This is a genomic window from Duganella callida, from assembly GCF_004614165.1.
In the GTDB taxonomy this organism is placed as follows: Bacteria; Pseudomonadota; Gammaproteobacteria; order Burkholderiales; family Burkholderiaceae_D; genus Rugamonas; species Rugamonas callida.
In genome coordinates, this window is the sequence record NZ_SPVG01000026.1 from 12,782 (window position 1) to 32,481 (window position 19,700).

The window sequence follows — 19,700 nt, forward strand, 5'->3', positions numbered from 1 at the left end:
CCGCCTGCGCCGGGCGGCGGCGGGCTCAGACCAGCAGGACGGCGCTCATGTCGGCGGCGTCGCGCCGGGCCTCTTCCAGCATGCTGGCCAGTTTTTCGGCATCGATGAACAGGTCGATGGCGGAATCGGTGTGCGGCGGCAGCTCGCGCTGCGGTTCCTGCAGCGGCGAGCGCACCGGCGTCAGGTGGTTGGCCAGCAGCAGGGTGTCGAGCAGGGTGTCGGGCGGGATCGACATGAAGCTGTCGCGCAGCCCCTCGATCGCCTCGGCCACCGGCTCCGGGATGCACAGCTTGCGCATCACTTCGCGGGTGATGATTTCCTCGCTGGCCGCGTGCCAGTTTTCCGTGTCTTCCTCGAGCAGGCCGGGGAATTCGTCGGCGCGCGACAGCAGGTAGAAGTTGCCGACCTCGTGCACGATGCCGGCGAACAGCGCGGTGTCGGCGTTGACGCCGGTGACGTGGCGGGCGATCAGCCGTCCCAGCGCGGCCACGGCGATGGTGTGATCCCACAGCCGTTCGGCCTTCTGGCGCAGCTTGGGATCGGAAATCCTGCTGCCGAACTGGCGCACCACCATGGCGGCCGCCAGCGCGTACAGGTTCTGGTAGCCGATGCGCATGATGGCGCCGCGCACGTTGGTCACCACCGGCGCGCCGCTGCGGTTGAACATGGCGGAATTCGAGATGGCGACCGTCTTGGCGGCCAGCAGCGGTTCGGACAGGACCAGGCTGATGGCGGTGTCGATCGGACAGTCGGGGTCATCCAGCGCCATTTGCACGCGCAAGGCCGCATTCACGCTGGTGGGGAAGACGAGATCGCCACGGATGGCCAGGGCCGCAATATGGCCGAATGCTTCAAGTTTGTTCATGAACAAAATTATACGCAGGCTTGGCCCCAATCTCAACGCAATCCGTGGGGGTGTGGCGGGCGCGCGGCGGCGGACCCAAGGGCGGCGCGCGGCCGCCGGCGGCTGGCTAAAGCGCTTGCTTGATTACGCGTTGACCAGCTGCGGCTGGCGCTGGCCGCGGTCGGCCTGGTAGCGGCTGACCGACAGGTCGTCGGCGCGGATCGCCGGACGGCGTGCCGAAATCAGGTCCGACAGCAGTTGCGCCGAGCCGCAGGACATGGTCCAGCCCAGCGTGCCGTGGCCGGTGTTGATGTACAGGTTGCGCAGGCCGGTGCGGCCGACGATGGGGGTGCCGTCCGGCGTCATCGGCCGCAGACCGGTCCAGAAGCTGGCGGCGGCGGTGTCGCCGGCGCCCGGGAACAGGTCGTTGACCACCATTTCCAGCGTCTCGCGGCGGCGCGGATTGAGCCGGGTGTTGAAACCGGCGATTTCGGCCATGCCGCCGACGCGGATGCGGTCGTCGAAGCGGGTGACGGCGATCTTGTAAGTCTCGTCCAGGATGGTCGACACCGGCGCCGCCTCGGCGTTGACGATGGGGACGGTGATCGAATAACCCTTGAGCGGATAAACCGGGATCTCCACCAGCTGTTTCAGCAGGGCGGTCGAGTAGGCGCCCAGCGCCACCACATACGATTCGCCGGTGACCAGCTCGTCGCCGCACTGGACGCCCTTGATGGCGTCGCCTTCGGTGACCAGGGCGCCGATGTCGACGTTGTAGCGGAACTTGACGCCCAACTGCTCGGCCATCGCGGTCAGACGGGTGGTGAACAGCTGGCAGTCGCCGGTTTCGTCATTCGGCAGCCGCAGGCCGCCGACCAGCTTGTTGCGGGCCAGGCCGGGCTCGGCGCGCACCAGCTGGTCGCGGCCCAACAACTCGTAAGGCACGCCGGTTTCCTCCAGCACGGCGATGTCCTTGGCGGCGGCGTCCATCTGCTCCTGGGTACGGAACAGCTGGGTGGTGCCCTGCTGGCGGCCTTCATATTCAATGCCGGTGGACGCGCGCAGCGCCTTGAAGCAATCGCGGCTGTATTCGGCCAGGCGCACCATGCGTTCCTTGTTGACCGCATAGCGCTCGGCATTGCAGTTCTGCAGCATCTGCCACATCCATTGCAGCTGGAACAGGGTGCCGTCCGGGCTGATCGACAGCGGCGCATGGCGCTGCATCATCCATTTGATGGCTTTCAGCGGGATGCCGGGCGCGGCCCATGGCGAGGCGTAGCCGGGCGAGATCTGGCCGGCGTTGGCGTAGCTGGTTTCCAGCGCCGGACCGGGCTGGCGGTCGAGCACGGTGACATCATGGCCGGCCTTGGCCAGATAGTAGGCGCTGGTGACGCCGATCACACCGCTACCCAAGATCACTACCCGCATATGTCCCCCCGATTATTTAATGCCAGCTAATTCCGCTATGGTATGCTTGATGCGGCAGTGTTTGTTACTGTATATCGTGATAAAAACAGTGGATTGTCATGCGAATTCAGAAAGAGTCGGTCCGGGGACTGGATAAACTGGACAGAAAGATATTGCAGATCCTGCAGGAGGATGGCCGCATCTCGATGAAGGACCTGGGCGAGCAGGTCGGGCTGTCGACCACGCCGACCATCGAGCGGGTCAAGCGGCTGGAGCGCGATGGCGTGATTACCGGCTACCACGCGCGCATCGATCCGCCGTCGCTGGGCGCCAAGCTGCTGGTGTTCGTGGAGATCACGCTGAATCAGAAATCGGGGCCGGCGTTCGAGCAGTTCCGGCGCGAGGTGCTGCGCATTCCCGAGGTGCAGGAGTGCCATCTGGTGTCGGGCGACTTCGACTACCTGATCAAGGCGCGCATCCATGAGATGGCCGAATACCGCAAGCTGCTGGGTGAGATGCTGCTCAGCTTGCCGGGGGCGGCGCAATCCAAGAGCTATGTGGTGATGGAGGAGATCAAGGAGACGCTGACCCTGTCCACCGAGGTGGTGCAGGGTTGAGTTGTGTCAGTGGTGAGTGGCTTGTGTTTTCGTCGGCGCCGCGCATAATGAGCGCATGAACGCCATCGACACCCTGAGCTACGCCAAGCGACTGATCGCGGTAGGTTTGCCGCCGGAGCAGGCGGAAGCGCATGCGCTGGCGATGGATCAGGTGCTGACGCAAACTGCCAGCAAGGCCGATCTGGATGCGCACCGAGTGGCGACCAAAGCCGACTTCGAAGCCCACAGAGCGGCGACCAAAGCCGACTTCGAAGCGCACCGAGCGGCGACCAAAGCTGACCTCGAAGCGCACCGGGCGGCGACCAAAGCCGATCTAGACGCGCACCGGGCGGCGACCAAAGCCGATCTCGACGCGCTTAACGCCCGGGTGGATGCGGTTGTTAAGGAACAAATCGCCTTGCGCGTGGAAATGCACAAACTGAAGGCCGACATCATCCAATGGATGGTGTCCTTGTTCATCGCCCAGATAGGCAGCACGATTGCCGCGATTCGCTACCTGCCTCACTAGTGCCGCTTCAGTTACAATGTCGTTATGGCATTAAACCAGTGGAGCGGAAGTGGATACACCCGGTACGCCCAGGCAGCTGACCATACGCTCGCTTGACGAGCACCTGTCCTCCGACCAGAGCTTCAGCTCGGCCTACGCGCGCGCCGTGGGCGCGCTCGCCGGCCAGGAAGGCAATCTGACGCTGGCGCAATTTGCCGCCGTCACCGACATCGCCGGCGACGGCCAATCGTCCGCCGTGTTCACCGCGCTGGTACTGAACGCGATCGAATCCATGGTCGACATCGACTGGGCGCTGAATGCGCTGAGCCGCAGCTGCGGCGGCATCGACCAGGCCGCGCGCGAACATGCGCTGAGCAACGTGCTGCCGCTGCTGGCGCTGCACGGCACCGAGGCCCGCGCGCTGGCGCAGCGCTTTGCCAGGGCGTTGTCCGTGCGCCTGCCGCCCGATGAGCTTGAACGCCTGCCGCACAGCGCGGAACGCGGCCTGCTGGCCAACCTCGGCGAGCACGCGCGGCGCCTGATGCGCGGCCGCTCGCTGGCCGACGCCGTGGCCGACTTCGGCCGCAATGCCGGCCAGCCGGCGCTGATCGAACACGCGCGCGGCTTCCAGTCCGGCGAGATCGACCAGACCCGTCTGCGCGAACTGGTGAGCAGCACCACCAGCGCCATCCTGCACGACATCGGCGCCTACCTGGAGCAGGCGCGCATGCTGAACGTGACCGAGGCCGCCGCCAGCGCGCTGGCCGCCACCGCCCACGACCTGAAGGACCAGGTATCGCAGCGGCTGGTGCAGATCGAGCAGCGTATCGCCTACGAACGCCGCCTGCTGGGCGAGGAAATCGACGACGCCGTGCACGATGCCGGCAACGCCATCGAACTGGCCATCACCGACCGTCTGCACACCGACAAGTGGAAAGACGAGGATGTATGGGCCAGCATCGGCCGCAACCAGTTCGGGCAGGAGATGGAACGGCGGCTGGACCGCATCGTGCGGCGCAAGGAACAGGCGCTGCATCTGCTGCAGGAAGACTTGCGGCTGTTCCAGTCGGGGATGCGGCTGGGGCAATCGTCGGTATTCCAGCGTCAGCATCACTCGGCGCTGGCCAGGCTGATGCCGCGTCTGCGGGTGGGCACGCGCATCGTCAACAAACTGGATACGGCCGCCAACGTCACGCTGGTCGGTGGCGCGGCGGTGGCGGCCAGCACCGGCACCGCCGCCTACCTGATCGGTGCCGCCACGGTGCTGCCGGTGATCGTGCCGGTGGCGCCGTTCGTCGGCGGAGCGGTGCTGCTGGCGGGCGCATTCAAATGGTTCGCCGACGGCGGCAAGCGCAAGCGCACCGAAATCCGCGACAAGCGGCTGGCGTTTGAAGAAGAACTGCGCAAGCAGCTGCAGGCGGCCGAGCAATCGTTCAACGACCAGCTGGACCAGGTGGCGCAAAACTTCCGCGATTCCGCGATCCAGTTTCTGACGCCGGTGGTGCTGGAAGCCGAAGCGGCGGCTCGCGTGCCCGGCATGCGCCAGCGCATCGCCGACCGCGTCATCACCCAGGCCCAGGCCGCCATCCGCCAGCTCGACGCCGAACTGCGTTAACGTCGGGGTCAGGTCTTTCATTGCGTCACGAGCTGTGCCGTAGCGGTCGCTACGGCACAGCTCGTGACGCAATGAAAGACCTGACCCCGGGTTTAGTTGCGGGCGATGATGGCGTCGGCTTCGGCGCCGGCTCGCTGCAGCGGCTGGCTCAGGGTGGAGGTGGCGTAGACCGGGTTCTGCGGCATGGCCAGGCCCAGCACCGGACCGTCGGTCTTGCTGATGTCGACCGACACGGTGGTCGACAGGCCAATGCGCAGCGGATGTTGCTTCAGCTCTTGCGGGTCGAGCGCGATGCGCACCGGCAGGCGCTGCACGACCTTGATCCAGTTGCCGCTGGCGTTTTGCGCCGGCAGCAGCGAGAAGGCGCTGCCGGTGCCGGCCGACAGGCCCACCACCCGGCCGTGGAATTCGACCTTGCTGCCGTACATGTCGGCTTCCACCTTGGCCGGCTGGCCGACGCGGATGTCGCGCAATTCCGATTCCTTGAAGTTGGCGTCCACCCACAGCTGCTCCAGCGGCACGATGGCCATCAGCGCCGTGCCCGGCGTGGCGCGCGCGCCGATCTGCACGCTGCGCTTGGCGACATAGCCCGAGACCGGCGCCACAATGGTGTTGCGGCGCGCCGCCAGCCAGGCCTGCACGTAGTCGGCCCTGGCCGCCTGCACCGCCGGGTGCTGCGCCAGCGCGACGCCGCCGACCGCCGCCTGGGCCGCTGCTTCCTGCTTCTGCGCCACCGCGATGGCGGCGCGCGCGGTGTCCACCGCCTGACGCGCGTGTTCGACTTCCTCGCCCGAGACGGTGTGGTCGGCCGCCAGCGGTTTGCGGCGCGCCAGGTCGCCCTCGGCGTTTTTCAGTTCCAGCTTGCGCAGCGCCACGGTGGCGTCGTACTGGGCGACGTCGGCGTAGCGCTGGCGCTGCTGGCGCACGGCGGCGCCCAGGCGCGCATCGGCCTGCGCCAGTGCGATGTCGGCGTCGGCCGCATCCAGCTTGATCAGCGGCGCGCCGGCCTGCACCATCTGGGTTTCGTCGGCGCGGATTTCGGTGACGTTGCCGGTCACTTGCGAGGACAGCGTGACCAGGTTGCCGCCGACGTAGGCGTTGTCGGTCTCCTGTACTTTGGACAGCACGATTTCATAGTAGGCGGCGTAGGCGATACCGGCGGCGATGAAGGCCAGGGTGATCGCCGCCAGCACGGTCTTGCGCTTGTTGTCGGTTGGTTTGGTGGTTTCGGTGCTCATCATGGTTCCGTTGCTGGTTATTTGATTGCCGTCGCCAGCGGCGCTTCTTCGTGATAGCCGCCGCCCAGCGCATTGGTCAGCGCCACTTCGGCCAGCAGCTGTACCTGTTGCAGATAAAGGTCGGCATCCTGCTGCCTGAGCAGCGCCAGACGCGCATTCAGCACGCCGGCATGGCTCGCCAGCCCATGGTCCAGCCGCGCCTGCGCCGACGCCAGCTGCGCGCGCGCGGACGCCGTCGCCGCTGCCTGTTCGCCGATCTGGCGTTCGATGCCCTGCAACTGCGCGGCGTCCTGGGCGACATCGCGCACCGCGTCGAGCACCGCCTGGTTGTATTCGGCGATGCGTTCGTTGCGCGCGGTGCGGGCGCTGTCCAGCTGGGCGTCCAGGCGCTTGCTGTCGAACAGCGGCAGCGTGACGGTGGGGCCGAGGTAGACCGTGCGGCTGGCCGCCTGCAGCAGGTTTTCCATCCTGACGGTGTCCAGACCGACGGCGCCGGTCAGATTCACATCCGGATAGAACGCGGCCCTGGCGGCGTCGATCCGGCTGAGCGAAGCCTCCAGCTTCCAGCGCGCGGCCTGCAGGTCGGGACGCCGCGCCAGCAATTCCATGCCGAGACGGGCGGGCAGGGTGTGTGGCGCGGCGTTCAGGGCGACCGGCTTGAGGCCGGCCAGCGCGGTGTTGTCGGCGCCGGCCAGCGCGCGCAGCGCTTCCCGCTCGTGCGCGATATCGGTCTTCAACTGCATGAGCTGCTTGCGCGTCAGGCTCAGGTCCATCTCGGCGGCGCGCTGCTCGTCGGCGCTGGCCAGGCCCTGGGCGATGCGTTTTTGTTGATCCCGCACCAGCGCCGTCTGCGTGGCGGCCAGTTGTTCGGTGTTGGCCAGCCGCGCCCACGCGCCCTGCAGACGGAAATAACTTTGCGCGATCGACGCGGCCAGCGCCTGTTCCGCCTCGGCATAGGCGGCGCGGCCGGCATTCAGTTCGCCGACGGCGGAGGCCACCTGCGCGCGGTTCCGGCCCCACCAGTCGAAGTTGTAGTGCAGGTCCAGGCGTAGCGTCTGTTCGCTGTAATAGGCGCCGCCGATCGGCGCCGGGAACAGGCCGGTGCCGGAGTAGCGCTGGCGATTGGCGTTGCCGTACAGTGAAACGTCGACGCCGAGGTCGGCCACGGTGCGCGACAGCGCCGAACGCGCGCTGCCGATGTGCGAGGCCGCCACTTCCAGCGACGGCCCGCCGGCCAGCGCCTGCCGGATCAGGCCGTTCAGCTGCTCGTCGTGGTAGATGGTCCACCATTGCGCTTGCGGCCAGCCTTCGTGCGCCAGCTTGATGCCGGCCGCGAGTTCGGCGCTGGCGATGTCGCGCCGGGCCAGCGGGGTGGTGTCCGGCGCCGGCGTGGCGCAGCCGGCCAGCGTCAGGGCCGCCGCCAGCGCCAGCGCGGCCGGCCGCGGGGATGCAGTCGTGTTCACTTTGGGTTCCATATTCCTCATTCTCATTCCATGGCGGCGTGGTCGACCGCCACCGGCGCGGTTTTCGCGGCCGGCCGTATCAACAGCAGCAGCGGGATCACGCACAGGGTCAAAATCATCATCAGCCAGAAGTCGTCGACGTAAGCAATCATCGCGGCCTGGCGGGTCAGTTCGTTGTTCAGCGCCGCCGCCGCTTCCGGCGTCGCCAGGTTGTCGAGCAGGGCCGGGTTGGCGACAGTGATCTTCTCGGCCAGGTTGGCGTGCATGATTTGCGTGTTGCGCGCCAACAGCGTCTGCACCAGCGCGATGCCGATCGAGCTGCCGATATTGCGCATCAGGCTGTAGATGGCGGTGCCGTCGGCGCGCATCTCGGGCGACAGGGTGGCGAAGGTGGCGGCGCTCAGCGGCACGAACACCAGTCCCAGCCCCAGGCCCTGGATCACCCCTGGCCAGACGATGTCGCTCTGCGACAGCACCAGCGTGTAGCGGGTCATCTGCCACAGCGAGAACGCGGTGATCAGGAAGCCGGTGCCCAGCAGCACGCGCAGATCGAATTTGCCGACCAGGCGGCCGACCAACATCATGGCGATCATGGTGCCGATGCCGGACGGCGCGGTCACCAGGCCGGCGATCTTGGCCGGGTAGCCCATCAGCCCCTGCAGCATGGTCGGCGTCAGCGCGCGCGTGGCGAACAGCACCAGGCCGACCACGAAGATGAACAGCAGGCCGCTGACGTAGTTGGCGTTCTTCAGCAAGCGGTAATCGAAGAAGGACTTGCCGGCCGGCCGCGTGGCGGTGTGGGCGACGAAATAGGCGAAGCTCAGCGCCAGCACCACGGCTTCGATCCAGGTTTCGGTGGCGCCGAACCAGTCGTTCTGTTCACCGCGGTCGAGCAGCATTTGCAGCGCGCCGATCGACAGGCTGAGGGTGGCGAAGCCGAAAGCGTCGAAGCGCATCTTGCGCGGTGCCGGCAGCTTGCGGATGTAGCGCCAGATGCCGTAAAACGCCACCGCGCCGATCGGCAGGTTGATGAAGAACACCCAGCGCCAGTTGAAGCTGTCGGTCAGGTAGCCGCCCAGCGTCGGTCCCAGGATCGGGCCGATCATCACGCCCATGCCCCACACGGCCATGGCCGAGCCGTGCTTTTCGCGCGGGTTGATGTCGAGCAGGGTGGCCTGCGACAGCGGCACCAGCGCCGCGCCGAACACCCCCTGCAGCATGCGCGCGATGACGATCTGGCTCAGGGTGGCCGCCAGTCCGCACAGCGCCGAGGCGAGCGTGAAGCCGGCTACCGAGGACAGAAAGATGTTCTTTTGGCCGTAACGGTCGCACAGCCAGCCGGTCAGCGGCGTGGCGATCGCGGCCGCCACGATGAACGAGGTCAGCACCCAGGTGATCTGGTCCTGCGAGGCCGACAGGCTGCCCTGCATGTGCGGCAGGGCGACGTTGGCGATGGTGCCGTCCAGCGCCTGGATGATGGTGGCCAGCATGATCGAAATGGTGATCATGCGGCGGTTGAGGCCGTCGTCGGGAAGCGCGGCGGGAACGGCTGCGGTGCTCATGACAGCGAATCGATGTTGGCCTGGATGGTTTCCAGGAATTCGGTGACGTTGCGCAGCATGGCCGCATCGACCTTGCCCAGCAGTTCGCGGCGCAGCGCGTCGGCTTCCTTCCAGACCGTGTCATAGATTGCCTGGCCGGCCGGGGTCAGGCTCAGCAGTTTGACGCGGCGGTCGGTGGGCGAGGGCGTGCGCACCATGTAGCCGGCCTTGACCAGGCGGTCAACGGTGGACACCATGGTGGGATCTTCGACGCCGGCCAGGGTGGCCAGCCGGGTCTGCGATGGCGCTTCCTTTTCCTTGGCGACGTGGGCGATGGCCATCCAGCTGGCCTGGCTCAGTCCCAGATGCTTGAGGCGGCGATCGATGGCCAGCCGCCAGGTGCGTGCCGTGCCGTGCAGGGCCGCCGAAAAGCGTTCTTCTATAGAGGGCATATGATTTTACGGCTAATCGTTAGGTTTCGAACTATTAGTTTAGCACAGGTAACTTGTGTTCGCCAGCGCACGGACAGCGCTTGCCGGCCCGGCTATCATGCAAGGTGAGCAAGTTCGCTCGTATCGCTTATCATCATCATGAACGTCAAGATTCTCGCCGCCAGCGTGCTGGCCCTGTGTTCCGTCTCCGCCTTCGCCGCCGATGTGGGCGTTTCCATCAGCGTCGGCCAGCCTGGCTTTTATGGCCGCCTGGATATTGGCGGCTACCCGCCGCCGCCCGTGATCTACCAGCAGCCCGTGCTGGTGGAGCGGCCGGTGCGTTATGTGGAAACGGCGCCCATCTATTTGCGTGTGCCGCCCGGCCATGCGCGCAACTGGGGCAAGCATTGCCATGCCTACCATGCCTGCAATCAGCGAGTGTTGTTCGTGCAGGACCGGTGGTACCACAATGAGTATGTGCCGCGCTACCACGAACGTCATGGCGACCACGGCCGTTTTGAAGGCTACCGCGAGGAACGCCATGACCACCATGACCATCATGGCCATCATGGCGAGCATGGGCGCGGCCACGGGCAGGGCCACGGCCGCGATTGACGCAAGCGGGACAACGGAGGAACTTTGCACAGCAAACATGTGATCGTCGGCGGCGGCGCGGGCGGCCTGGAACTGGCCTGCAAGCTGGGCCGCAAGCTCGGCCCGCAGGCGGTGATGCTGGTGGACAGCCGGCTGTTCCATATCTGGAAGCCGTCGCTGCACGAGGTGGCGGCCGGCACGCTGGACGTGCACCAGGAAGGCTTGTCGTACCAGATGCTGGCGCACGACAACGGCTTCACCTTTGTCTACGGTCCCATGCTGGCGCTCGACCCGCGCCAGCGTACGCTGACGGTGGGCGCCATCCGCGACGACCACCAGGAACAGGTGCTGCCGGAACGCCAGATCGGCTTTGAACAGCTGGTGATCGCGGTCGGCAGCACCTCGAATTATTTCGGCGTGCCCGGCGCGGCCGAGCACACGATTTCGCTGAACGCCACCGAGGATGCCGAACAGTTCCGCCTGACCCTGCTCAAGCTGCTGACCCAGGCCGAGCTGAAGATGGGCGCGCAACAGGATGGCAGCGTCGACGTGGTGATCATCGGCGGCGGCGCCACCGGCGTCGAGCTGGCGGCCGAATTGCGCGAGGCCAGCGGCGTGTACGCCACCTACGGCTTCCGCCAGCTGCAGGCCAACCGCGACGTGCGCATCACCTTGCTGGAAGGCGCGCCGCGCATCCTGGCGCCGTTGCCGGAAAAGGTGTCCCGCGCCGCGCTCAAGCTGCTGGAGCAGCGCGCCGTCAAGGTGGTGACCGCCACCCGCGTCACCGCCATCGATGCCCGCGGCGTCACGGCCGGCGCAACCGTGTATCCGGCGCAGCTGGTGGTGTGGGCGGCCGGCATCAAGGCGCCCGATTTTCTCAAGACGCTGGGCCTGCCGACCACCAGATCCGGCCAACTGGACGTCGACGACCGGCTGGCCGTCAAAGGTTTCGATTACATTTACGCGTTGGGCGACTGCGCCGCCTGCGCCGGACCGGACGGCAAGCTGGTGCCGCCGCGCGCCCAGGCCGCGCACCAGCAGGCCGATTATCTGCTGCAGACCTTCCTGCGCCAGCAGCAAGGCAAGCCGCCGCAAGGCAAGCCCTACACCTACCGCGACTACGGTTCGCTGGTGTCGTTCGGCCAGACCACGTCGGTCGGGAGCCTGATGGGCTCGCTCAAGGGATTAAGCTGGTTCGTCGAGGGCCTGGTGGCGCGGCTGATGTACGTCAGCCTGCACCTGATGCACCATCAGGCGGTGCTGGGCACGGTGCGCACCGCGGTGCTGGCGCTGGCGCGCTTCCTGATCAAGCGCACCACGCCCCTGGTCAAGCTGCATTGACAGGCTGACCAGGCTTCACGCCGGCGTGGCCGGCTTGGGCAGGATCATGGTCAGGGTGACGCCGTGTTCGGCACCGGCCGCCAGCGTCAGGGTGCCGCCCAGGTAGGCGGCGCGCTCGCGCGCCATGCGCAGGCCGAACTTGCCGGCCGACACCGGGCCGCTGAGGCCGACGCCGTTGTCCTTTACCGTCAGCATCACCTCATCCTCGTTGTCGTCGACGATCACCTCCACCTCGCTGGCCTGGGCGTGGGCGATGATGTTGCGCAGCGCCTCTTCGAGCGTGTGCAGCAGCACGATGCCGTGGCTGCGCGGGCAGTCCAGTTCTTCTTCCGGCAGGCTGCAGCGCGTGGCGATCTGGTGCTGCTGGCCGAACTGCGTGACCAGCTCGTCCAGGGCCACCCGCACGCCGAGGAATTCCAGCTTGTCGTTCCACAGCTTGAGCTGCATCTGGCGATTGGTTTCGACGATCTGCGCCAGCAGTTTTTTCATGTGGCCGGCGCGGTCCTGCAGCGCCTGGTCGGGCGGCAGTTTTTGCATCAGCAGACCCAGGTGCATGGTCAGCGCCGTCAGCGACGAGCCCAGCGAATCGTGCAACTGGCGCGACAGCGAGCGCCGCTCGTTGTCCCAGCAGGTGTGCACATGGCCGAGCAGGTCGCTCAGGTCGGCGTTGCGCAGGGCGGCGTCCTGCAGCGGGTCGGGTTGTTCTTGGGCAGCCGGTACGGACATATTTTTCTCTTTAGGTCGGACGGACAACGGTGTGACCTGATCATACCGCAGCGTCACAAATGATGGCGCACGGCTACGGTTTCACTGGTACTCTCGCGCAGTTGTCGATCGCATCCATCAACTGTTCGATGTCGACCGGCTTGACCAGGTGGCGGTCGAAGCCGGCATCCATCACGCGCCGCAGGTCTTCCGCCAGGCCGTAGCCGGTGAGGGCGATCAGCTTGATGTCGCGCGTGGCCGCGTCGGCGCGCAGGCGGCGCGCCACCTCGTAGCCGTCGATGCCGGGCAGGCCGATGTCGACCAGCGCCAGGTCGGGCTGATAGCGGGCGGCCGCGCTCAGCCCGAGCAGGCCGTCGGCCGCGGTTTCGACGTCGTAACCATAACCGCCCAGCATCATCGCCATCATTTCGCGGCCGTCGTCATTGTCTTCGATCAGCAGCAGGCGCGGTTTGCCGTGCTCGACTTTCGGCGCCGGCGCCGGCGCCGGCTCGACCGTGTGCTCGATGCGCGGCAGACGCAGCGTAAACGTGCTGCCGCGCTCGGCGCCCTTGCTGTCGGCGTCGACACTGCCGCCGTGCAGCTCGGCCAGGCGGCGCACCAGCGACAGCCCGATGCCGAGCCCGCCCTGCGAGCGGTCCAGCGTGCTGCTGCCCTGCACGAACACGTCGAACACGTGCGGCAGCAGTTCGGCCGACATGCCGACGCCATTGTCGCGGATGCTGAGCACCACGTCGTCGTTCTCGGTCCAGGTGCGGATTTCGATGCGGCCGCCGGACGGCGTGTACTTGAGCGCGTTGTCGAGCAGGTTGCTGGCGATTTGTTCCAGGCGCGTGCTGTCGCCGGCGACCCAGCCGGCATCGAGGTCCTGCACCATCTCGTAATCGGTGCTGCGGCCGGTCGCGCGGTAGGTGTCCAGCGTCTGGCCGACCAGCGCGGCCAGGTTCAGCGGCACGCGGTTGAGCAGGATCTTGCCCGACATCGCGCGCGACAGGTCGAGCAGGTCGTCGACGATGCGGCCCAGGTGCTGGCTCTGGCGCTGGATGATTTTCTTGGCGCGCTGCACGCCGTCCAGCGACACGCCGGGCAGGCCGATCAGCGAGGCGGCGCTGGCGATCGCACTGAGCGGATTGCGCAGCTCGTGGCCCAGCATGGCCAGGAATTCATCCTTGGCGTGGTTCTGCCGTTCGGCCGACTTGCGCTCCTCGATCTCGCGCATCAGGCGCTGGTTGCTGGCGGTGAGTTCGGCGGTTTGCTGGCTCAGCTGGCGCGCCTGCGTCTTCAGTTCCTCGTTTTTCATCGCCAGCGCCACGAACACGGAAATCTTGGCGTACAGGATTTGCGGGATGACCGGCGTGAACAGGAAATCGACGGCGCCATGCTGGTAAGCCTTCAGGCGGTCCAGTTCGTCGGCGAGGAAGGCGGTGATGAAGATGATCGGGATGTCGGCCGAGCGCGCGCGCGCGTGGATCGCGGCCGCGGTCTCGAAGCCGTCCATGCCGGGCATGTTCACGTCCAGCAGGATCACGGCGAAATCGTGCATCAGCACCTGGCGCAGCGCGTCCTGCCCCGAGCGGGCGGCCAGCACCTCATAGGACTCCTGCTCGGCCCACTGGGCGAGCAAACTGGTCAGAGCAAACAGGCTGTTGGCATCGTCGTTGACGACCAGGATTTTCGGTTTATCTAGTTTGGGCACGGGATCTCTGCACTATGCGGACTCGGCGAATTCTTCGCGGCCTGACAGCTGCCAGAGAAGTACCGGGCGATCATAGCAATTGCATAAATGAATGTCAAAAATGGGCGGTCAATCGGGCGAGCGCGAGAACAAGGTTCGCTTGCGCACAGACCGCGCGGCGGCGCGCTGTCACAGTGGGGGCGAGTGACTACTGAAAGGACTTCATCATGAACATCGATACTGTCGTGGACAAAGAATATCTGGGCCATAGCTTCCGTGCGTTGGCCGACGCGCCGACCAGCGCCCTGCGCGGCCTCAGCGAAAAAGACGCCAGGGCGCTGGCGCAGGCCTTCGGCGTGTACACGGTGCGCGACCTGGCCAACCTCGAGTTCGTCAAATGGGCGGTGGCGATCGCCACCCTGGCCGAGCTGGAGCAGGAGACCCCGGCCGAGCAGGCCAAGGAAGCGCTGCTGGACAGCGGCGTCGAAATGACCTTCCCGGCCAGCGATCCGGTGTCGGTGGATGCCGGCATCACGCGCATCGAAGTGCCGCCGGAAGTGGTCAACGCCCACGACGACCACCAGCACGCGACCAAGGTCGAGCAGTGCACCGAAAAAGGCTTGCAGGAAGAAGCCGCGCATTAAATCCGGGGTCAGTTCTGCCAATCGCACACGGGCTCTACCGTAAGCAGCGCTTACGGTAGAGCCCGTGTGCGATTGGCAGAACTGACCCCGGATTACGCCGGCGTGGCGGACAGGCTGTGGTGGTGCGCCGGCGGCTGCGCCATCAGCTGCGCGGTGCAGTAGCGGTTCTTGCCGCCGCGCTTGGCTTCGTACAGGGCGCCGTCGGCAATGGCGATCAGTTGCGCCACTTCGTCGGCGTCGTCCGGGAAGATGCCGATGCCGATGCTGGTCGACAGTTTCAGCGTCAGGCCGTTGACCTCGTACGGCTGCGACACCGCCTCGATCAGCTTGTTGGCCGGTTCCTGCGTGTCGTTGATGGTGGCGATGTCGCCCATGACGATGACGAATTCGTCGCCGCCCACGCGCGCCACGGTGTCTTCCTTGCGCGAGCAGCCGACCAGGCGCTGCGCCACCTGCTTGAGGATTTCGTCGCCGTAGGCATGGCCGTGGGTGTCGTTGATGGCCTTGAAGCCGTCCAGGTCGAGGTACATCACGGCCGCCTTGTTTTGCTGGCGCGTGGCGTGCTGCAACACGGTGGCGATGCGGTCTTCCAGCAGGCGGCGGTTGGGCAGCCCGGTCAGCGGGTCGTGCAGCGCCAGTTCCTGCTGCTTGCGGCTGTAGGTCGCCAGTTCCTTGTACAGCAGGCGCACTTCCAGCATGTTGTGGATGCGCTTGTGGACTTCCATCAGGTCGAACGGCTTGCTGATGAAGTCGCGCGCGCCGGCTTCCAGCGCGGCGATCTTGAAGCTGGGCTGGGCGGTCAGCGCCAGCACCGGCAGGTAGCCGCCCTGTTCGATTTCCTTCAGTCCCTTCATGACCTGGAAGCCGTTCAGGCCGGGCATTTGCAGGTCCAGCAGAATCAGGTCGTAGCAATGCTGACGGTGCAGCGGGCAGACCTGCTCGGGCAACATGGTCGAAGAGACGTCGGTGTAGCCGGCCTCGCGCAAGATCTCCAACATCAGGTCGACGTTGTCTGCGCTGTCATCCACCACCAGGATTTTGGCGTTGAGGATTTCGTCTGGGCTCGGCATGATCGTTCTCAGTCTCTTTCGTGCTTTTAGTAATTCGATAATAGCGGAAAGCGTGCATGATGCGACGCACACAAGCAATAAATTTCCACATGGAAATTATTCTACGCCTTTTTACGACGTTTCACAGTGTAGCAAGAGATTTATGAATTGCTTGTAGGACATCGCCGCGTCGTTAAGTAGGAGTGGAAATATTGCCACATGGAAAGTTATTCATGTTTGTGGTCGGGATGTCATCTCCTCAAACATGGCGCGCCGCGGCGCCCATGGCCGCCACCTTGGCGATCAGCTCGCCCGGTTCCACCGGTTTGGCGATGTGCGCCAGAAAGCCGCTGGACAAGGCCTTGATGCGGTCCTCCGAGCGCGCGAACGCGGTCAGGGCGATGGCCGGCAAGTCGCCGCCGCGCGACGGTCCCAGCGCGCGGATGCGGTCCAGCAGGCCGTAGCCGTCCACCTCCGGCATGCCGAGGTCGCTGACCAGCAGGTCGGGCCGCTCATGCTGCAACAGGTTCAGCGCCTCGGTGGCGGTGGCCGCGGTCAGCACCTCGGCATTGCAATCGTTGAGAATGCGCTTGATCAGTTCGCGCGCATCGTCTTCGTCATCCACCACCAGCACTTGCAGGCCGGACAGATCGTGCGCCGCCGCATGGCGCGTCGCCGGCGCCGGCGCAGCGTGAAGCAGGCGCCCTGGCCCTCGCCGGCGCTGGCCACGCTGATGGTGCCGCCGTGCTGTTCCACCAGGTGTTTGACGATGGCCAGCCCCAGGCCCAGGCCGCCGTGCTGGCGGGTGGTGGTGGCGTCGGCCTGGCGGAAGCGCTCGAACACGTGCTCGACGAAGCCGGGCGCGATGCCGATGCCGGTGTCGCGCACGCTGATCTCGATCTGGTCGTCGGCGCGCTCGATGCCGACTTCGACCGCGCCGCCGCGCGGTGTGAATTTCAGCGCGTTGCTGAGCAGATTCCACAGGATCTGCTGCAGGCGGTTGGCGTCGCCGGCCACCAGCCCGGGGGCGGTGGCAAAGCGCTTGTCGATGCGGATCTGCTTGGCCTCGGCGGCCGGGCGCACGCTCTCGATCGCGGCGGCGGCCACCGCGGCCGGCGACAGCGGCTGCATTTCCAGCCGCACCTTGCCGGAGGCGATGCTGCTCATGTCCAGCAAGTCTTCGATCAGTTGCGCCTGGGCGCGGGCGTTGCGCTCGATGATCTGCAGCGCCCGCTCGAGGTCGGCCGGATTGCGGCTGCCGCGGCGCAGCACCTGCGCCCAGCCGAGGATGGCGGTCAGCGGGGTGCGCAGTTCGTGCGACAGGGTGGCCAGGAATTCATCCTTGAGCTGGCTGTTGTATTCGGCCTCGGCGCGCGCCTGGCGTTCGCTGTCGAGCAGTACCTTGCGTTCGGCGGCGGCCTGCTGGGCTGCTTCGTACAGCCGCGCGTTGTCGATCGCGACGGCGGCCTGGGCGGCGATGCCGCCGATGATGCGTTCGGTGCGCTCGCTGAACATGCCCGGTTCCGGGTGGCCCAGCATGATGCAGCCGATCACCGTGCCCGAGCGCAGCGCCACCGGCGCCGCCAGGTAGCTGCGCACCGCCGGATGGCCGGGCGGCACGCCGCGGTGCGGTGCGTTGCAGGCGTAGCGCGCGTCCTGCAGCAGGTCGTCGCTGCGGACGGTGCCGTCGCCGCGCATGCTGGGTTCGAACAGGGCGGTGGCGCGCGGTTGCCCCAGTTGCGCAAACTCTGGCGGCGCCCCGCTGGACAGCGTGTGCAGCACCAGCGCTTCGCCGGCCGCGTCGGTGCTGTGGTAGAAGAAGGCGCCGAAGCGCGCGCCGCTGATGCCGGTGGCGGCGTCGGTCACTTCCTGCAGCAGCGGCTGCAGGTCGCGCTGCGAGGCCAGCATGGCGCCAGTGCGGTTCAGCAATTCCAGCACGGCGGTCTCGTCGCGCAGCGCCTCCTGTGCGCGCTTGACCTGGTCAACGTCGGTGCAGGTGCCGAACCAGCGCAGCACACTGCCGTCGCTGTCGTGGACGGGATTGGCGCGCACCAGGAACCAGCGGAACTCGCCGCCGGCGCTGCGGATCGGCACCTCCAGTTCGAATGGCGTGCCGCTGCGGCGCGACTGTTCCCAATGGCTTTCGACGGCGCCCACGCACTCGGGCGCATAGGCGCACTTCCAGTCGGCGCCGGCCATCTGCTCGGGCGTGGTGCCGGTGTAGTCGTACCAGCGCTGGTTGTACCAGACCATGGCGCCGTCCTGTTCGGCGATCCAGGCCAGTTGCGGCATCGAGTTGGCGAGCGCGCGCAATTCCAGCTGGCTCTGGCGCAGCGTCTCCTGCGCGCGTAGCAGTTCCTCGTGCGCGGCGGTGGTCGGCGAGGCGGGGGCTATGGGGTCATTCGGAACTATCATCTGTTACTTGCGGCCGGCCACGACCATTGGCCTGAAGAAACAGGACAGGCGGGCGCCAGACTAACGCTGAACGTTGAACAATAAAACCGATTTTAGCGCCAAGCCTCGTGCCCGCATCGCACGGTTGGCAGCGGCATCAGCGCGCGGCTGCGATCTGTTCCAGTACAGCCTGCAGTTGCTCGATATCGTAGGGTTTTTGCAACGATTGCGCGGGGAATTCCAGGTGTCGGGTCAGCTCGTCGCCGTAGCCGGAGGCGAACAGCAGCGACAGACCGGGGGAATGTTGCAGCGCCAGCCGCGCCAGGTCGACGCCCGACATGCCGGGCAGGCTGACGTCGGTGAACAGCACGTCGAATGGCCGGGCGGACAGCAACGGCACGGCTTCCTCGGCGCTGGCCACCGCTTCGACGTCGTGGCCGAGCGCGCGCAGGGTTTCGCACACCAGGTAGCGGGCGTCGGCGTTGTCTTCCACCACCAGCAGGCGCAGCGGGGCGTCGGTGTCGGCCAGGCTGGCCAGGCGCGCCGGCGCCACGGTGCACATGATGCCGGCCGTTTCGCCGGCTACGCGCACCGGCGTGTAATACAGATCGAACGGTTGCTGGCCCAACTGGCCGTTGTGCCAGACGGTCAGGTTGGCGCTGCGGTAGCTGACGCTGCCCTCGCGCGCGGCGGCCAGCGCGGCGGCGTTCCAGCTCCAGGGCGCCGGCTGCATGGCCGGGACGCTGCCGCCCGGCGCGCGCAGGCTGGGCGGACCGACCAGTTCGGCGTAGGCTTCGTTGTATACCATGATGCGCTCGGGGCCCCACATCAGCAACATGGCTTGCGGTGAATTGAGCAGCAAGTCGACCGTCAGCCGCAGGGTGTCGGGCCAGCGGGCGGAATCCCCCAGGGCGGTACGCGACCAGTCGGGGGCGGGAGGAAATACGGCGGGAGGGTTGTTCATGCGGTGCGGTCTGATCGGTCTTATGAAAAGGCAAAGCTTAGCGCATCGTACACGGTAAAAAAAAAGCCCGCTACAGGAGCGGGCTAAATCTATTTCCTTGGAGGAGAATAGAGGAGACGGTTTAATGATGCTGCAATGCGCAATCAAATGCAAATTCTTATTCGTAATGTGCGCGATAACTGGCATGAATGAAGGGAGGCCGTGATGGCAACTGTAGTGAAACACCGCAAGGTAAATATCGTGGTTTTGGAAAGCAACGAGGAGATCGCCAGCCACTGCGGCGAGGGCGATATCGCAATCATCGCTGACAGCGCCGGCTGGTGGATCAAATTTGTCGGCGAGGGTGGCCACATCGATTGCTATGGCATTCCCTATCCCTCTTATAACGAAGCGCTGTGGTCGGCAAAGGCGGCAGCCGAGTTCGGTGTCTAAGTTCTGGACAAGAGCGTAGAGACTCCCTATAATGCTGCTTCTTTCGAACGGCGCGCTGTTTGAAAGGCGGCGATAAAGCCGTTTTGTATAGTCGTTAGTTCGGTATTTCGTGTGCCGAACCAACTAAACGGTAGAAAATACCCAACTTTGCAAAACGAAATTAATGCTTTATAATGCTTGCACGTTGCGGCTGTAGCTCAGCTGGATAGAGTACTTGGCTACGAACCAAGGGGTCGTGGGT

Annotated in this window: 19 protein-coding genes; 7 read left to right on the forward strand and 12 right to left on the reverse strand. The window is 65.9% G+C overall.

Going from position 1 to position 19,700, the window contains the following annotated elements:
- Nucleotides 1–25: 25 nt before the first annotated feature.
- Together E4L98_RS02730 and E4L98_RS02735 are read right to left on the reverse strand one after the other, a co-directional pair.
- Complete coding sequence (locus E4L98_RS02730) at nucleotides 26–865, reverse strand: HDOD domain-containing protein (protein ID WP_135200037.1); 840 nt, start codon at nucleotides 863–865, stop codon at nucleotides 26–28.
- A gap of 123 nt (nucleotides 866–988) precedes the next feature.
- On the reverse strand, nucleotides 989–2,272 hold the full coding sequence (locus E4L98_RS02735; RefSeq protein ID WP_135200038.1) for a D-amino acid dehydrogenase: 1,284 nt from the start codon (nucleotides 2,270–2,272) through the stop codon (nucleotides 989–991).
- 98 nt (nucleotides 2,273–2,370) lie between these two features.
- Between E4L98_RS02735 and E4L98_RS02740 the strand changes: the two genes are divergently transcribed.
- The 3 genes from E4L98_RS02740 to E4L98_RS02750 are packed head-to-tail and all read left to right on the forward strand — an operon-like array spanning nucleotide 2,371 to nucleotide 4,970.
- Nucleotides 2,371–2,868 (forward strand): Lrp/AsnC ligand binding domain-containing protein, encoded by a 498-nt coding sequence (locus E4L98_RS02740; RefSeq protein WP_135200039.1) that lies wholly within the window; start codon nucleotides 2,371–2,373, stop codon nucleotides 2,866–2,868.
- Nucleotides 2,869–2,923: 55 nt separating this feature from the next.
- A complete protein-coding gene (locus E4L98_RS02745; protein WP_135200040.1) occupies nucleotides 2,924–3,376 on the forward strand; it encodes a CCDC90 family protein in 453 nt (150 codons plus the stop codon).
- 49 nt (nucleotides 3,377–3,425) lie between these two features.
- Complete coding sequence (locus E4L98_RS02750; protein ID WP_135200041.1) at nucleotides 3,426–4,970, forward strand: hypothetical protein; 1,545 nt, start codon at nucleotides 3,426–3,428, stop codon at nucleotides 4,968–4,970.
- A gap of 92 nt (nucleotides 4,971–5,062) precedes the next feature.
- Here E4L98_RS02750 and E4L98_RS02755 read toward each other — a convergent pair whose 3' ends face one another.
- The 4 genes from E4L98_RS02755 to E4L98_RS02770 are packed head-to-tail and all read right to left on the reverse strand — an operon-like array spanning nucleotide 5,063 to nucleotide 9,664.
- Complete coding sequence (locus tag E4L98_RS02755; RefSeq protein ID WP_229257206.1) at nucleotides 5,063–6,211, reverse strand: HlyD family secretion protein; 1,149 nt, start codon at nucleotides 6,209–6,211, stop codon at nucleotides 5,063–5,065.
- Nucleotides 6,212–6,225: 14 nt separating this feature from the next.
- Nucleotides 6,226–7,671: an efflux transporter outer membrane subunit gene (locus E4L98_RS02760; RefSeq protein ID WP_229257208.1), complete on the reverse strand. Its 1,446-nt coding sequence runs from the start codon at nucleotides 7,669–7,671 to the stop codon at nucleotides 6,226–6,228.
- A 23-nt stretch (nucleotides 7,672–7,694) separates the two neighbouring features.
- On the reverse strand, nucleotides 7,695–9,233 hold the full coding sequence (locus E4L98_RS02765) for an MDR family MFS transporter (RefSeq protein WP_135200043.1): 1,539 nt from the start codon (nucleotides 9,231–9,233) through the stop codon (nucleotides 7,695–7,697).
- Entirely contained in the window at nucleotides 9,230–9,664 is a 435-nt protein-coding gene (locus E4L98_RS02770; protein WP_135200044.1) for a MarR family winged helix-turn-helix transcriptional regulator, read from the reverse strand. The genes E4L98_RS02765 and E4L98_RS02770 overlap by 4 nt, the downstream gene beginning before the upstream one ends.
- Nucleotides 9,665–9,802: 138 nt before the next feature.
- On the opposite strand from E4L98_RS02770, the gene E4L98_RS02775 reads away from it, so the two are divergent.
- Nucleotides 9,803–10,258, forward strand: a complete 456-nt coding sequence (locus tag E4L98_RS02775; protein ID WP_135200045.1) for a hypothetical protein — start codon at nucleotides 9,803–9,805, stop codon at nucleotides 10,256–10,258.
- Nucleotides 10,259–10,282: 24 nt separating this feature from the next.
- Nucleotides 10,283–11,578, forward strand: coding sequence for an NAD(P)/FAD-dependent oxidoreductase (locus tag E4L98_RS02780; RefSeq protein ID WP_135200046.1), 1,296 nt, complete (start codon nucleotides 10,283–10,285; stop codon nucleotides 11,576–11,578).
- Nucleotides 11,579–11,593: 15 nt separating this feature from the next.
- Here the strand turns inward: E4L98_RS02780 and E4L98_RS02785 are convergent, their stop codons facing one another.
- Nucleotides 11,594–12,304 carry a sensor histidine kinase gene (locus E4L98_RS02785; protein ID WP_135200047.1) on the reverse strand — a complete coding sequence of 237 codons (711 nt, stop codon included), beginning with the start codon at nucleotides 12,302–12,304 and terminating at the stop codon, nucleotides 11,594–11,596.
- 73 nt (nucleotides 12,305–12,377) lie between these two features.
- Nucleotides 12,378–13,997 carry a response regulator gene (locus E4L98_RS02790; protein WP_135200048.1) on the reverse strand — a complete coding sequence of 540 codons (1,620 nt, stop codon included), beginning with the start codon at nucleotides 13,995–13,997 and terminating at the stop codon, nucleotides 12,378–12,380.
- A 206-nt stretch (nucleotides 13,998–14,203) separates the two neighbouring features.
- On the opposite strand from E4L98_RS02790, the gene E4L98_RS02795 reads away from it, so the two are divergent.
- On the forward strand, nucleotides 14,204–14,620 hold the full coding sequence (locus tag E4L98_RS02795) for a hypothetical protein (protein WP_135200049.1): 417 nt from the start codon (nucleotides 14,204–14,206) through the stop codon (nucleotides 14,618–14,620).
- A gap of 92 nt (nucleotides 14,621–14,712) precedes the next feature.
- On the opposite strand, the gene E4L98_RS02800 is transcribed toward E4L98_RS02795, so the two are convergent.
- The 4 genes from E4L98_RS02800 to E4L98_RS02810 form a co-directional block, all read right to left on the reverse strand.
- Nucleotides 14,713–15,690, reverse strand: coding sequence for a GGDEF domain-containing response regulator (locus tag E4L98_RS02800; protein ID WP_135200050.1), 978 nt, complete (start codon nucleotides 15,688–15,690; stop codon nucleotides 14,713–14,715).
- 238 nt (nucleotides 15,691–15,928) lie between these two features.
- A complete protein-coding gene (locus tag E4L98_RS30490; protein ID WP_229257209.1) occupies nucleotides 15,929–16,297 on the reverse strand; it encodes a response regulator in 369 nt (122 codons plus the stop codon).
- Nucleotides 16,264–18,084, reverse strand: coding sequence for an ATP-binding protein (locus E4L98_RS02805; protein ID WP_229257210.1), 1,821 nt, complete (start codon nucleotides 18,082–18,084; stop codon nucleotides 16,264–16,266). Before E4L98_RS02805 ends, E4L98_RS30490 begins: the two co-directional genes overlap by 34 nt.
- Nucleotides 18,085–18,220: 136 nt before the next feature.
- The gene (locus E4L98_RS02810) at nucleotides 18,221–19,027 is read right to left on the reverse strand and encodes a response regulator (protein ID WP_135200051.1); all 807 of its coding nucleotides are present in this window, start codon (nucleotides 19,025–19,027) and stop codon (nucleotides 18,221–18,223) included.
- 204 nt (nucleotides 19,028–19,231) lie between these two features.
- On the opposite strand from E4L98_RS02810, the gene E4L98_RS02815 reads away from it, so the two are divergent.
- Nucleotides 19,232–19,459 carry a hypothetical protein gene (locus E4L98_RS02815; protein WP_135200052.1) on the forward strand — a complete coding sequence of 76 codons (228 nt, stop codon included), beginning with the start codon at nucleotides 19,232–19,234 and terminating at the stop codon, nucleotides 19,457–19,459.
- Nucleotides 19,460–19,700 lie beyond the last annotated feature (241 nt).

Coding starts and splice junctions, on each gene's coding strand:
- E4L98_RS02740 (WP_135200039.1), top strand. CDS start 2,371: ATGCGAATTCAGAAAGAGTCGGTCCGGGGACTGGATAAACTGGACAGA.
- E4L98_RS02800 (WP_135200050.1), bottom strand. CDS start 15,690: ATGCCGAGCCCAGACGAAATCCTCAACGCCAAAATCCTGGTGGTGGAT.
- E4L98_RS02805 (WP_229257210.1), bottom strand. CDS start 18,084: ATGATAGTTCCGAATGACCCCATAGCCCCCGCCTCGCCGACCACCGCC.
- E4L98_RS02795 (WP_135200049.1), top strand. CDS start 14,204: ATGAACATCGATACTGTCGTGGACAAAGAATATCTGGGCCATAGCTTC.
- E4L98_RS02755 (WP_229257206.1), bottom strand. CDS start 6,211: ATGATGAGCACCGAAACCACCAAACCAACCGACAACAAGCGCAAGACC.
- E4L98_RS02815 (WP_135200052.1), top strand. CDS start 19,232: ATGGCAACTGTAGTGAAACACCGCAAGGTAAATATCGTGGTTTTGGAA.
- E4L98_RS02730 (WP_135200037.1), bottom strand. CDS start 865: ATGAACAAACTTGAAGCATTCGGCCATATTGCGGCCCTGGCCATCCGT.
- E4L98_RS02810 (WP_135200051.1), bottom strand. CDS start 19,027: ATGAACAACCCTCCCGCCGTATTTCCTCCCGCCCCCGACTGGTCGCGT.
- E4L98_RS02735 (WP_135200038.1), bottom strand. CDS start 2,272: ATGCGGGTAGTGATCTTGGGTAGCGGTGTGATCGGCGTCACCAGCGCC.
- E4L98_RS02765 (WP_135200043.1), bottom strand. CDS start 9,233: ATGAGCACCGCAGCCGTTCCCGCCGCGCTTCCCGACGACGGCCTCAAC.
- E4L98_RS02770 (WP_135200044.1), bottom strand. CDS start 9,664: ATGCCCTCTATAGAAGAACGCTTTTCGGCGGCCCTGCACGGCACGGCA.
- E4L98_RS02745 (WP_135200040.1), top strand. CDS start 2,924: ATGAACGCCATCGACACCCTGAGCTACGCCAAGCGACTGATCGCGGTA.
- E4L98_RS02775 (WP_135200045.1), top strand. CDS start 9,803: ATGAACGTCAAGATTCTCGCCGCCAGCGTGCTGGCCCTGTGTTCCGTC.
- E4L98_RS02785 (WP_135200047.1), bottom strand. CDS start 12,304: ATGTCCGTACCGGCTGCCCAAGAACAACCCGACCCGCTGCAGGACGCC.